Annotated in this window: 12 protein-coding genes; 1 reads left to right on the top strand and 11 read right to left on the bottom strand. The window is 48.2% G+C overall.

What is annotated here, in order from left to right:
- Positions 1–56: 56 nt before the first annotated feature.
- The 7 genes from G519_RS0115735 to G519_RS43205 form a co-directional block, all read right to left on the bottom strand.
- Positions 57–905 (bottom strand): carbohydrate ABC transporter permease, encoded by an 849-nt coding sequence (locus G519_RS0115735; protein WP_244280128.1) that lies wholly within the window; start codon positions 903–905, stop codon positions 57–59.
- Positions 906–925: 20 nt separating this feature from the next.
- Positions 926–1,795 carry a carbohydrate ABC transporter permease gene (locus G519_RS0115730; RefSeq protein WP_029195525.1) on the bottom strand — a complete coding sequence of 290 codons (870 nt, stop codon included), beginning with the start codon at positions 1,793–1,795 and terminating at the stop codon, positions 926–928.
- A gap of 101 nt (positions 1,796–1,896) precedes the next feature.
- Entirely contained in the window at positions 1,897–3,246 is a 1,350-nt protein-coding gene (locus G519_RS0115725) for an ABC transporter substrate-binding protein (protein WP_029195524.1), read from the bottom strand.
- A 104-nt stretch (positions 3,247–3,350) separates the two neighbouring features.
- Positions 3,351–4,793: a helix-turn-helix domain-containing protein gene (locus G519_RS0115720; protein WP_029195523.1), complete on the bottom strand. Its 1,443-nt coding sequence runs from the start codon at positions 4,791–4,793 to the stop codon at positions 3,351–3,353.
- Positions 4,765–6,561 carry a cache domain-containing sensor histidine kinase gene (locus tag G519_RS43210; RefSeq protein WP_036633077.1) on the bottom strand — a complete coding sequence of 599 codons (1,797 nt, stop codon included), beginning with the start codon at positions 6,559–6,561 and terminating at the stop codon, positions 4,765–4,767. The genes G519_RS0115720 and G519_RS43210 overlap by 29 nt, the downstream gene beginning before the upstream one ends.
- A gap of 452 nt (positions 6,562–7,013) precedes the next feature.
- Entirely contained in the window at positions 7,014–7,571 is a 558-nt protein-coding gene (locus tag G519_RS50220; protein ID WP_154669576.1) for a hypothetical protein, read from the bottom strand.
- Between the two features lie 105 nt (positions 7,572–7,676).
- On the bottom strand, positions 7,677–8,480 hold the full coding sequence (locus G519_RS43205; protein WP_036633075.1) for a hypothetical protein: 804 nt from the start codon (positions 8,478–8,480) through the stop codon (positions 7,677–7,679).
- 316 nt (positions 8,481–8,796) lie between these two features.
- On the opposite strand from G519_RS43205, the gene G519_RS0115695 reads away from it, so the two are divergent.
- Positions 8,797–9,957: an acyl-CoA dehydrogenase family protein gene (locus G519_RS0115695; protein ID WP_029195521.1), complete on the top strand. Its 1,161-nt coding sequence runs from the start codon at positions 8,797–8,799 to the stop codon at positions 9,955–9,957.
- Between the two features lie 13 nt (positions 9,958–9,970).
- Here the strand turns inward: G519_RS0115695 and G519_RS43200 are convergent, their stop codons facing one another.
- The 4 genes from G519_RS43200 to G519_RS47540 form a co-directional block, all read right to left on the bottom strand.
- On the bottom strand, positions 9,971–10,675 hold the full coding sequence (locus tag G519_RS43200; RefSeq protein ID WP_036633071.1) for a PIG-L family deacetylase: 705 nt from the start codon (positions 10,673–10,675) through the stop codon (positions 9,971–9,973).
- Positions 10,672–10,983: a DUF1806 family protein gene (locus G519_RS0115685; protein ID WP_029195520.1), complete on the bottom strand. Its 312-nt coding sequence runs from the start codon at positions 10,981–10,983 to the stop codon at positions 10,672–10,674. Before G519_RS0115685 ends, G519_RS43200 begins: the two co-directional genes overlap by 4 nt.
- Before the next feature lie 143 nt (positions 10,984–11,126).
- Complete coding sequence (locus G519_RS0115680; RefSeq protein WP_029195519.1) at positions 11,127–11,867, bottom strand: Fic family protein; 741 nt, start codon at positions 11,865–11,867, stop codon at positions 11,127–11,129.
- Positions 11,868–12,268: 401 nt separating this feature from the next.
- Positions 12,269–14,005 (bottom strand): GTP-binding protein, encoded by a 1,737-nt coding sequence (locus G519_RS47540; RefSeq protein WP_064743467.1) that lies wholly within the window; start codon positions 14,003–14,005, stop codon positions 12,269–12,271.

Below are 14,005 nucleotides of genomic sequence, written 5' to 3'. Positions count from 1 at the left end.
CGTACCTCCATCATCATCGTTTGTTTCATACTAGACTTTTTGCTTGCCGTAGCTCATCATCCTTTGACGGCAGAGCTTGAAAAACCTTGAATAATATACTTCTGGCCCAAAAAGAATACGATAAGCAGCGGCACGACGCCTGCTGTGGCGGCAGCCATCATCAAGTTGTAATCCACGCCGGCTTCCAGCATGAAATTCTGCATGCCAAGCGGAACCGTGTAAAGCTTCTTGTCCAGCAGGAAAATCAGCGCGTTCTCATAATCGTTCCACGTCCATGTAAAATCAATGATAGCGAAGGTGGCCAGTGCCGGCTTGGAGAGTGGCAGGAACAATTGAAAGAAAATCCGGAAATGCCCCGCCCCGTCAATGAAGGCCGCTTCGGATATTTCATGGGGAATGCTCATGAAAAACTGCCGGATCATAAATACGCCGAATACCGTAAACAAGCCCGGGAGAATCAGCGCCCAATGGGTATTGTAAATATGCATCCACTCAAACATGATGAATTTGGGGACAAACAGCACTTGCTGCGGAATCATCATCAGACACAGATACAAGAGGAAAATGGCGTTCCTGCCCTTGAACTCAATGCGGCTGAATCCATATGCGGCCAAAGCGGCGAGCAGCGGTGCTCCGATCATCAGAAACACGGAAATCTTCAGAGAGTTCAAATAAAAGAGGGCAAATCCGTCTCCGGCCGTCCAGACCTTGATGTGGTTGGTCAGCACCGGGTCAAGCGGAATCCACTGGATCGGGTAGGTGAAGACGTCCTTGGCTTTCTTAAACGAAGTGCTAATCATCCAGATCATTGGCAACAGCAAAAGCAGGCTGACTAGGACCATGATAATGGTATTCAAGCCCTTGCCCAGCCGCTCTTTGATCATTCTGGTGCTTCTTGCATTCATGTTGCGTCTTTCCCCCTTCCTTAGTAATGGACCCACTTTTTCTGACCTGCCCACTGAATAAGCGTAATGCAAAGGATAAGCAAGAACATGGTCCACGAAACGGCGGACGCATATCCCATTTCATAGAAGTTGAAGGCTTTCTTGTAGGCGAAAATGGAGAAAACCGTCGTACTGTTGGCGGGTCCTCCCTGGGTAATGGCATAGATCATGCCAAAGCCCTTGATGGAGCCGATACAGCCGGTAATCATCAGAAAAAATGTCGTCGGACTGACCAATGGTAGAATAATAAGACGCAGCAGCTGCCCAAACGTCGCTCCGTCCATCTTGGCGGCTTCCAACTGCTCTGAGGATATTTCCTGCAGGGCAGCCAAATAAATAATCATGTTGTACCCGATGCCGCCTGCGATCATCATGACGAGCACCGCATACATGGCCGTATCGGGAGAGGCAAACCATTTGGGCGGATCTGCTATGCCGATAGAATGCAGGAAGGCATTAATGGGACCGTTTGCAGGCTGGAACAGCACCATCCAGACGAAGGCAATGGCGATGCCGCTTGTAAAATACGGAGCGAAGAAGAAGGCACGCAGCGTCTTCTGGAAATAGACACGATTGTTCAGCATGACCGCGATCATAAATCCCAGCATAATCGCAATCGGCACAGGGATTAACACCAACAGGGTGTTTTTGACCGATATAGCAAATAAGTCGTCTCTCACCATCATCTTGAAATTGTCCAATCCGATAAAATGCGGTGGTTCCCCGCTAGCGAATACCCAATCCGTAAACATCAAATAAAAGGAGAACAGGGCTGGAATCAGCATGAAAATCATCATTCCGATAAGATTAGGGGCGATGAATACATAGCCGAGCAGCCTCTGCCGTTTCATCCAGTTCACGATCGGTCACCACCTTTCTCTATAATATGGGCTTACAGCAAAGGAGAAGCGCGGCACGAATGTCCCTGCCTCTCCTTTAGCTTTCAGGTATCTTATTTTTTGGCCGCTTGCAAGTTCTCGTTATGCACCCGTGCCAGTTCCTTCGCACCTTCTTCGGGAGTCAACTTCTGAGTGAAGACCTTGTCATAGATGACCTGCTGCTCGATTCCCGTTTTCTTGTCAAGACGGCTTAATCCGAGCGGAAGGCTGCCGAACATAACCCGCTTGATGGAATCAATATCATAGGTGTTCTCCACGCCCTTGAACATCAGAGCGATAGCCTCATCAGCGGGGAAGTCTTTGGATGATGGCACTCTTCCGCCTGCCGCCATCGGCAGCATCCCCGTATCCGAATACCACTTCATAAATTTCCAGGCTGCTTCCGGATTCTTGGTGCGGGGATTGATGGAGAGCACATCACCTAATCCGCCGGCGTTGATATAGTCGGTCTGATCCTTGCTTACCTTGGGAGCCGGTGCTGCAGCCACCTTGAAGGTGCGGGGATAATCTTTCACATTGTTGGTAGTCCTGAAAATCTGGTTAGTGGAGAACAGCATCGCCGTTTCCCCCTTCACAAACATCTGATCCAGGGCCGGCTTCGAGGTGATCTGCTCCGTATGGGGCATAATGCTCTTGTCTTTGAACATCATATCCGAATACACCTGAAGCGTCTTAACCGTCTGCGGATTATCGAAGGCTGAGGTGCCGTCCGGTTTGGTCAGCTGCAGACCTTGCTTCAGCATGGAGCCATTGATAGGCACATTGAAGTAATAATCGCTCTGCGCCGCTCCCCACACCTTGTCTCCCTTCAGCTTGTTGGCATAATCCCTGAATTCGTCCATACCCCAGTCCGTGGGAACCTTAAGCCCCTTGGCATCCAGCATGTCCTTGTTCAACCAGACAAAGGACATGCCCTTCTGGGTGGGAACGCCGTAATACTTGCCGTCAACCTTCCACAAAGAGGCGCCTGTACCCATTTTTTGGTCGACATTGTAGTCGGTGAACTTGCTCAGATCAAGAGCGTTGCCTGCTTTGATCCGCTTCTCGTAGAGGCCGAAATCATAGCTCATGTACATGTCCACGGGCTGGCTGGAAATAAGAGCCGTATCCAGCTTTAGATTTCCCGCATCGTCGTTGACGAACCGCACATACTCCACCTGGATATCCTGATTTTGCTTGTTCCAGTTGTCTACAACAGCTTGAGGACCATTCTCGGGCGGCACGCCTCCCCACATGGTAAGCTTGATCGGTTCCTTTTTTGCCGCTGCGCTAGGCGCCGTGCTTGCCGTAGGCAAAGTCGTTCCCTCTGTTTGATTGCCGACCTTTCCACCGCATCCGGCAAGCGCTAGGGGCACTGCCACAAGCGCAGCCAGTCCTGCACGCATCCATTTTCTGTTTCTCATCTTACCTGTAACCTCCCTGTAATCGGATGTTTGATGCATCCCAACTATACCAAGCCGCGCCTTTGCTTCTAAGGGGTGAAACTTGCAGGTTGATAGTACAAAACTTAGATATTGTTCTCCCGTCTGAATGAGCTGGGCGTTTGCCCAACCATGCGCTTGAATACTTTGATGAAGTAGGCATCGTCGGCAAAGCCCGATTGAAAGGCGATCTCCTCCACACTTAGCTTTGAATGCAGCAGCAAGCGCTTCGCCTGTTCGATCCGGATGTTTTGCAAATAGGCGATAGGCGTCAGTCCGGTTTTTTTGCCGAACACGGTGCTTAAGTAATCCACATTGATAGCTACCAGCTTGGCTAAATCCGCAACCTTGATATTTTCCTGGTAATGCTCCAGCATATATTGAATTACCCGGTTCACCTCGGGATGGTCCGTAAAGCTGACCTGTTCCTCCTTCAGGTGCCGGATAAGCTCCCGTATGGTTTGCAGCACATGCGCCAGCAGCGTTTCATGGCTTATGGCCGAGTTGACGCTGATTCCCTCAAGAACCTCCGATTTTCGTCCTGCCAGCATCGCCAGGATTTGAAGAAGATGGGCCGCCAGCATTTTCGCTTCCATATGGGAGAACGACGAGGCTTCCATGCTCTCCCAGATAAGGGTTGCCACCTCAGCGCATTTGGGTTCATTGCGTTCTTCAAAGCAGCGGATCAATTCGGCTTCCAACTCCGCGATAGGCGGCAGCTCATGCCGCTCCTTCACCGGGCTTGCCTGTCGGCCGTACCAATCGCCGTTCAACTGATTCAGCGCTGAGCGCCAATCCTGGGACAGATGAGCCAGACTGCTGCCGGCTGTCAGTCCGGCCGGACGGTTCGGCTTATTCCAGCGGGCATGGTCTTCCTTCTCCTGAAAACTCCAGCAAAAGAAGGTTGTCTGTCCCCCTTCATAGAAGAATTGGACCAACAGATACGCTTCCGGCCGGATACCCGCCTGATCCGCAGCAGCGGGAACAGCTCCGCTCAGCACGGCAATAATATCAAGCCTCAGACTACGAAATTTCTCCGCTGCCGTAACCGTTCCAGCCGGATCCTCATGAGCCGATGTGCTTGTTCCTCGGATGCCCGACCAGGTACGGTGATAAAGAGGATAAAGCGCCTCTCCCGCACCCCGAAGCTCTTCAAGCAATTCCTCCTTGATCCGTGCCAGGTTTTCCAGCAGCACATCATCATTTAAAGACAGCTTTAATAGATAGTTGAAGGCGCCGTATTGAAGGGCGTCCCGAGCGTAATCAAAGTGGCTCATCGCCGTCAGCATAATAAACCGACTGCGGATTCCCGCCTTCCGTGTTTCCTTTAGCAGCTCAATCCCGTCCATGCCAGGCATGACAATATCGGCGATCACAACATCGGGCTTAAGCTCCAGGATAGCCGCCAGAGCCTCCCTTCCGTTACCTGCCTCACCCGCAATGCAAAAGCCGTGGCGTCCCCAGTCCACGGTTTCCCGGATGGCCTCCCGGACAAAACCTTCATCTTCCACCAGCAAAACCGTCCACATGTCCACCATCTCCTTCCTGTGAATAAGGCGTCGCAATCAGCAAAGGCAGCTGGACCCGGACCAGGGTCCCTTCCGCGCCGGATACAAAATCAATGGAGCCCTCCCGCTTAAAAAGCAGCTGCAGCCTTTCTCTCAGGTTGCTTAGTCCGATCCCGTGTCCGCTTCGCCTTACCGGCCTGCGGGCGGCCTCCTCCATGCCGATGCCGTTATCTTCTACCTCAAGAATTAGTTCGCTTCCCTCCGCCTTGGCCCTGACCCAGATGGTGCAGCGGCCTTTGGCCGCGTCAAAGCCATGTGTCATGGAATTTTCCACCAGAGGCTGCAGACTAAACTTGGGAACTAGAGCGTATTGAACCGATTCATCCATTTCATAATGGATGGTGAAATGATCCCGGAAGCGAAACGCCTGAATGGATTCGTAGGAGCGTAATAGTTTTATTTCTTCTTTAAGGGTGACCAGCTCAATTTCCGAGCTGAGGCTTGCCTCCAGAATGAACCCCAAAGAGGTACAGATACCCGCGATCGCTTCCTGCTTTTCTTTTCTTGCCATCCATTTGACCGTGTTCAAGGTGTTCAACAGAAAATGCGGGTTCATTTGGGAGAGCAGCATTTGGAATCGAACCGCCTGCTTTTGCCGCTCCTCCAGCTTAAGCTTGTTTATGAGTACGACGACATCATCAATCATCCGGTTGAAGCTTTCTCCTAGAGAGCGCACCTCGTCCGTTGCACCTTTGCCGATGGATATTTTGACATTCAGCTTCTTGTCCGATGCTTCCTCCATGCTCCGCTCCAGGACATACAGCGGCTCCGTCATGCGGGCCGATAGAAAGATCGTCACCAGGACGAAGACAATGACCAGAATGGCCAGAAAGAAGAAAGCAATAAGCCTTAACCGCTGGATCTCCTGCTGCAGCTCGCTTAAAGGCATTTGGCTGACCACATACCAGTCCAGTTCCTCTAGATAGGTGAAATTGACAAGAGACAAGGCTCGTTCGTCTTCGAAATGTCCTTCCGACGCCCGTGCAGACATGATCCTTTGCATCAAATCCATGCGGAAAGCCGATTCATTGCTTTGCAGAACGATCTCTCCTTGGCCTGTAAAGATGGTCAGATCCTTGTTGGCCGGGCTATCCTTTAACGTGCTGCGGAACCATTCTTGTATGTTGATGCTGATGCGCGCCAATCCGAAATTTCCCCGCAGTTGGTCATCCAAGATGGTGTACAGGCTCAGAAGCTTGCTCCCTTGGCTGCCGTTCACATCATTCCAATCATCTGCCACCCAGCGGTATGGATGGGATCCGTTTTGCAGCTTATTCTGCCAATCTTGCATTTCTTTCAGCCCATTGGTCAACTTCCCATTGGGAGCATAGGAGGTGTATACATGGCCCTTCCGATCGATGAATCGAAAATATAGCTCCGTTTGATGGAAGAAAAAGCTGTTGTTAATTCCAAACATTTTGCTTTCAATCGCTTTCTTTCGGTCAAGGGGGTCATACTTATCCGGATCGTCCATAATCTGGATCAAACTCTCATCCTGGCTCAGCATGATGTTCGCCTTATAGGCGAATGCCATCATATCCGTCAAAGACGTATGAACCTGCTGCATACGCTCCGACATTTGGTCCATCATGTCCTTCTGGCGAATGGATTCGAAATGCTGAAACAAATAAAAAATGGCAACACACAAAGGAACCATCAGGAGGGTGATGTAAGCCATGATAAGCCTAATTTTCAAGGTGTTCGGAAACAAGCGGCGCCAGATTGGCATCGTGGTGATTCACTCCCTATAACATAGTCGGATATCTTCAGTATACGAAGCGTAACGGAGGCATGTATACGTTCTTCGAAGCAATCGCCGGATTTCCCGAATAGGCAAAAAAGCCTCAGTCCAAGAGCACGAGGCGCTTTACCCAAAACCATCGTCGGTTTTGGCTTATTGATTCAATTGTATCACGCGATAAAATAGGGCCGATAGATTCAAAACTTGTAGATTCATATAACAATTCTTGGGGGTTAGAGCAATGGCGCTCAGCTTCACTAACTCGCCCCTGAGCTGCACACTGTGCTAATCAAGCATTACGAAGTTTCGCGCGAAAGCAAGAAAACCTAGAAGCAACAGCTTCTAGGTTTTTGTTTTAATATTTATTTACATGCACCTCGTATGCGGGTCAATGAACAAGTTTGAAGTAGGCTGCTTATAGTGGGTGGTCGGTTAACGCATTAGTTTGATTGTGAAGGCATATGATGCTGTTGGTGATGATGATGATGGGTTTGCCCGGTATGGTGGTGATGTTGTGTATGGTGAGGATGCTGAGTATGGTGTTGATGATGATGCATGGGATCATGATGCATAGGATGATGATGCATAGGATGGTGATGCATAGGATGGTGATGCATAGGATGGTGATGCATGTAATGATGATGTGGGTAGTAGGCACCGTGGTGATGCATCGGATGGTACGCAAGATGGTGCATGGGATGATAGGCATGATGGTGTTGTTGGTTATAGGCGTGATGAAGATGTGCATGGTAAGCATGGTGAGGATGTGTATAATGAGCATGTTCGTGATGTGGATGCATTGGATAATGCGCTCCCGGTGCTGCTGAAGGCTGCTGATAGATAGGGAGGTTATCTCCTGTCAATATCGGAGCTTGTTGAACTGGATGGTAGGCCTCCGTCAATGTCGGAGCTTGTTGAGCAGGATGGTAGGTCTCCGTCCTTGTTCCAGCTTGATAAATAGGGAGGTTATCCTCCGTCGATAAATTACGATTTGTCATTTTCTTTCCCCTTTCTGAAGTAGGCATACGTCATCATATGCAAGGTTTCGCAAATAGGTCATTGTCTATATAAATTGGGCACATTTACCATGTTTTGTTAAAAATTCAGCTTTTTCGAACATAAATCCAATCTCCTACTTTCGCAATAATGGGTTTCTTCCGTAAACGATGCTGAAATTCTGCGAAGCAGGAGAAATCCGGATGAACATAACGATCTGACAGAAATGCTGATTTTGTACTGCCAATCATTCTGTTGTTATTCAGGACTTTAATGACTTGTTCCCCAGAAGTAATTCCGAGGCCATGTCCATGTCCATAAAAAAGGTCGTTTTCCATCAGGACGACGTTTTCTCCTTTCCACCAGGGTACCGAAGGTACAAAGTCGGGGTTCTCAAAATAGAGCACATCACCAACCACAGCTTCCTCATTACATGTCCGGTCGATTAGGTGCAATTTGCTGTTTGAATGCCAATCAAATAATAAAAGGTCCGCAAACAATATATCGAATTGTCTAGGATCTATGGATTCTAATAGGGCTTTGTACAAGACGACGATGACAGCCATTGAGCATTCGAATGCGTAAGAGCTGCCATTTGTGAATATATCCCTTATCGCATCTTGTGGAGCAACTCCGCTATTCAGCTGGAACCTCCCATGATTAGTTAAGTGCCAATACATCGGGTTACATAGCGTTTTTTTGAAATCTGCAAAATAGACACGAGCTTTATTCAGCTCTTTCGCGGACTCCATAATCTGCGTTCGCATGTACAGTTCAAACAACAGGGTATCAACGGAATCATACCGATACTCAATAGGGCTGTTCTTCTTCTTTTGATAAATGGTTAGTTCTGACTCAGACAGCGTACCTTCTCCAAAGGCTACATTGCTGGTACCTTCGATTAAGATCATGGACTTCTCCTCATTATGAAAGATCTATAAGCGTGATTCACCTATTTTTATATGTGGAATATCGAAGTTATGTGAATGCGTAACTTTTCCCGCTTGGGATAAACACCTTTCGAACGGATTATCCCGTTTAAAATCGCTAAGACGCAAAAGAACCCGAACGATTTGTGTACCAATCGTTCGGGTTCTTTGGGTATGATGAAAGTTCCTCATAAAAAGGAAGCTCCAAATAAACAGCTGAAGATCCCCTATCTGTGTTTCCTGTTTAACTCGGCTATACGCCAGCTGATATAATAAGAAGGAAAGGAGTGTGTAGTGGATGAATCGAGTCATTGATCAATATATACGCAGCGAGGAAGAGCGGGCTTGGGCCAGAAAAACAGAGGAGCTGGCTGCCCATTTTGCGGGGAGGGCCGCGAAGCATGACCAAGAGGGATCGTTTCCTTTTGAGAATTTCGCAGACCTGCGTGAGGCCGGGTACTTAAAGCTAACCGTCCCTCAAGAATTCGGCGGGAATGGACTCTCCCTTTACGCCCTCGTCATGCTGCAGGAGAGGCTCGCTTACGGGGATGGATCAACCGCATTGGCCGTTGGCTGGCATGTCGGTCAGATCCTTCATCTCCGGACAACCCGGAAATGGCCGGAGGCCATTTTTGCCGATTTGTGCCGTTCCGTCGTGAGCGACGGGACGATGATCAACACCTTTGCTAGCGAAGCAGCCTCCGGCAGTCCCAGCCGTGGCGGAAAGCCCGAAACGACGGCAGTACCTACAGACGGCGGATGGCGGATTACGGGACGCAAAACGTTTAGCACGCTTTCCCCTATCCTCGATCGTTTTGTAGTATCGGCGTATATCCCGGATGAAGACTGTACAGACGACTTCCTGATTCATCGGACGGACCGGGTGACCTTGGTGGAAACCTGGGATACACTCGGGATGCGCGCGACCGGAAGTCACGATGTGGTGTTGGATGGCGTTTTTGTAGACAAAGACATGAGGCTCTCCGGAAAAGGCATGGATGACGGGGGCGGCTGGCTTCTGCATATTCCGGCCTGTTACATGGGCATTGCCATGGCGGCACGTGATTACGCCCTTGAATTTGCCCGCTCCTATCGCCCCAACCATATGAACGAACCGATCGCCGCACTCCCTTCCGTCCAGCATTCGATCGGAGAGATGGAAATCGAATTGCGAACCGCACGCTCGCTCCTTTATGCGGCGGCGGATCGCTGGGATCGTGAGAAGGAAGACCGACCCGCTTTGAAACCTGAGCTCGGCTTGGCCAAGTATGTTGCCACCAACAACGCCATCAAAATCGTGGACTTGGCGATGAGAATTGTCGGTGCCGCGAGTTTGTCCCGCAATCGGCCTTTGGAACGGTATTACCGCGATGTTCGTGCAGGCCTGCACAATCCGCCAATGGATAGTACAGTGCTTCAAACCTTGGCTAAAACCGCTTTAGCCGAGACACCCATGTGATCCGAGACAGACGCTAAAACAAATCATCAAGAGCCCGCGCCGGAGCCTCCCTATCCGCCTTCAAAAAGTATTCATATCTACCGAATCTCGCCAGCGCCTCTTGGTCGGGCAGCCATACCCATTCGTCGATTTCAGTCTGGCATCGGTGGGCCCGAAACGCGGCTAGCTTTGCTTTCAGATGTGCAAGCACGTCGATTTTGATGACATCCTTACGGGAATACCCGAACCGCTCCGGACGCTCCATCGCGTCGCCGAACGTAATGAAATATAAAGCGCCCCGATGTCCTATTCGTTGAAACGCGGCCGTCGTCGCTTTTCCAATTGCGCAATGATCTGGGTGTCCACCCAGCGTTTCGTGAAACGTAAGCACGACATCGGGATCCACTTCATTAATGAGAGCCGCAATCCGTGCTGTCAGGCTATCCTCATCGGCAAACTCCACTGTTTTGTCGCGGATATCCAAAAATAGGAGCTGCTGGATGCCCAGGCTCTCGCAGGCTTGCCGTAGTTCCATTTCACGGGCAGCCGCCATCGATTCCCGGTTGAGATAGGGCGGATTGCCCATGCGTCGTCCCATTTCACCCCGCGTGGCGCTCACCAACGTAATGTCGACCCCCTCACTGGCGTATTTGGCGAGAGTACCTCCACAAATAAACGACTCATCGTCAGGATGGGCAAACACCGCAAGCAGCTTTTTGGCTTTATCGATATTGTTCATTCTGGAAACGGCTCCTTTCCCAAGTGCAGAGCAACATTCATCCGACCTCTGTCATCATAGCCGGCCAGCAAAAGACGACCATTCCCATCTACCTCATAATGCGTGAGTGCCTCCATTCGCAGCCAGCCATGCCCATCGAATCGTAGAGCGGCACGAAAAGGGCCTTCCCCCGCTATAAAGGCATGGGTAACCTTGACCTTGAAATTGCGAACGAAGACAAATGAAGTCGCTTCGCTGTGGATATAAGCGTCAGTCCCGACGAAGGCTTGAAGCTCGGCTTCTACTTTCGACCTGATTATTTTGTTCATCGCGTTTGGCTCTCTTTTCCGAAGGATTTTAATTGTACATAATCGTAATCACAAAATAGCATCTTTTAGTTCATTATTCAAACGAAACAACCCGCATAGAAACCAAATAACCCCATCCATAATAAAGACAGGGTTAACCGAAGTCACTTTACAGCTCCAATATATCTTTGCAAACTATCCTCTACACATCCGGCAATTAGTTCTACGAATGGCCCTAGATCATTGCCTATACTTGCTGTTTCTAAAGTCACATAATATTTCAGTCTTGCATCATTTTCAGCTTTTACAATTGCAGGCGGAAATCCGTATGCCATTAAAAATAAATTCATTAATAGTCGTGCTGTATGCCCATTCCCATCAGAAAAAGGATGAATGTATACGAAGTGGAAATGGAACTGCGCGGCTAGTTCAACTGGATGTAGTTTATCTTTTTGTTCATGATACCACTGAACTAGCTTTTCCATTTGCTCAGGAACTACTGTAAAATGCGGTGGGGTATGCTGTGAGCCTGATATCATAACATTAATCATCCGATATCGCCCTGCGTTTTCATCGTCAATGTTTTTAAGAACGAGTTGATGAACTGACTTTATTACATATTCTGTAAGTTCAATGTTCCGAGTTGCAACATCCTGAACGTAGTTGATTGCTTCCGAATGATTGATAACTTCGAAGTGTTCACGTAGCTTTTTGCCACCTATGGTTAGTCCTTCTTCTAAGACTAATTTGGTTTCTAGTAGAGTTAACGTATTACCTTCGATTGCATTTGAGTTGTATGTCCACTCAACGCGATAAACCTCATCTAAGTTCCTTACAGCCGCGGATGGTAAAGGTCTGAGATCATCCAGTTCTCTTTTTAAATGATCTATTTTAACAAAATCCATAATACCCCTCCCCATCACAATATTACCATTATATCACAAGGAACAATAATTAGACTGTGATTGTGATTGCTACCTTTACATTACTATCGACAAAATAAAAGCTAAAGCCATTCTTATTAGGATGGCTTTAGCTTTACGACCTCTATAATGCGATCTTTAAATTCTTATTGTTTATCAATAATAACCATGCGTTCCTTCTCGTCCCAGCCTACTTTTGCGCCAAAGACTTCGCTAACAAGGAGAGGTTTTTTCACCAACTTAACACCAATTTTCACACCAATAGAGTCTTAACAGGTGCCCCATGCCGCGGACACAAGAAAAAAATCCCTACATCACCATTCACGGTGATGTAGGGATACTATTTTTCAAAGACTATTTCGTTGCGTCGATTTATTTAAGTATTAGAAATTAAGGAATTGTCCACGACTACTCTCATTGATTAAATATTTGATAATTCGTTTCACTACATAATTTGCAGCTTCTTCGATTGAAAACTTGCTTGTATCGATTACGATTTCCGGGTTCCCAGGTGTAGTATTTGTGCTCGAACTGCCTGCAACCGTTCTGTTTACATAAACTTCAACAAATTCTTGGCCAATGATGTCACGCGCGGCCTGGTCGTTTTCGATCGGGGAATCATTCGATACCAATGCAATCAGTCCAGCATCGTTCATCAATTTGGCAACCTCTGCTAATCGCTGCAACGATTCACCTTGGCCATTCTTGAGTAACATGGTGTGATGACCTGTCGATACCAAACGTTTTTCAACTTCCTTCGCAAGGGCCGATTGATCTGAAACCGAACCCGTGAACCAAAGGGTCAAAGGATTTTGACCTTTTTGCTGAGCACGAACTTCTCTGGTGATTTCCGTATCTAACTGTACAACTTTATCTGAGCCTTGAAGGGTTTGCTCGATCACTCCGCAAGCGGATGTCATATTGGTGACACGATCGATCAGAATAAATCCGCCAATGCTTTTATTTTGTTCAAAAGAATCAATAACGATTTTGTCTGATAAAGAAAACTCACATTTTGCCAATTCATTTTTGACAATATGATCGGTTGGAACCGTTTTTCCAGTATTAATTTCGATTTTATGCGTAATGGCCGTTACGGTACCTGGCAGTACTTTCGTACCTACTTTGACCAGATAGTTTTTACCTGGCGTCAGTACGGAATCGTCCATCCAAAGGATCGTGGCGTTAAAACTGTCCGCTTCTTGAATTTGACTATCCTTCGTGAATACACAGCCCCGCGAAACGTCGACTTCCCGATCCAATTGAATCGTTACGGGCTGCCCAGCATAGGCGTAATCCCGATCTTGGTCTCCCACGAGAATCCGTTTAACTTTCGCCTTCTCATGACTAGGCAGCGTTGTCAGCTCATCGCCAACCGCGATACGCCCACCCTCGATCTGCCCTTGGAAGCCGCGAAACGTATGGTCCGGACGGCATACACGTTGAATCGGCATCATAAATTGCTTCGCATTGTCGTTCTGATGAACGTCCACATTTTCCAAATACGGCAGCAAAGCAAGGCCTTCGTACCAAGCGGTATTTGGCGATTTTTTCGTAATGTTATCCCCTTCTGTTGCAGAGACAGGGATCACCTGAATGCTTTCAAAGTGAAACTCAGCGGTCAATTGCAAGAATTCTTGTTTGATCGCATCAAATATCTTAGGATCAAAATTCACTAAATCCATTTTATTCACAGCTAAAACAAGATGTTTAATGCCCATAAGTGCGCAAATCCGAGTGTGGCGCTTGGTTTGAGTAATAACCCCTTTTTTCGCGTCCACAAGAATGATAGCCAGATCTGCAAAAGATGCGCCTACGGCCATGTTACGGGTATATTCTTCGTGTCCGGGTGTATCCGCTACGATGAACGAACGGTTGTCCGTCGTAAAATACCGATAAGCCACATCAATGGTAATCCCTTGTTCACGCTCCGCCAGTAACCCATCTAGAAGCAAGGAATAGTCAATTTTGCCGCCGCGGCTGCCCAGTCTGCTATCCAGCTCTAACGCTCTTTCTTGGTCGGCGAATAATAGCTTGGCCTCATATAGCATATGTCCGATTAAGGTGGATTTTCCGTCGTCTACACTTCCGCAAGTAATAAATTTAAGCAGACTTTTCAT

It is taken from the genome of Paenibacillus alginolyticus DSM 5050 = NBRC 15375, assembly GCF_000422905.1.
Classification (GTDB): Bacteria; Bacillota; Bacilli; order Paenibacillales; family NBRC-103111; genus Paenibacillus_E; species Paenibacillus_E alginolyticus.
The sequence above is the reverse complement of the archived record's forward strand: the minus strand, read 5'-3'. Positions and strand labels throughout refer to the sequence as shown.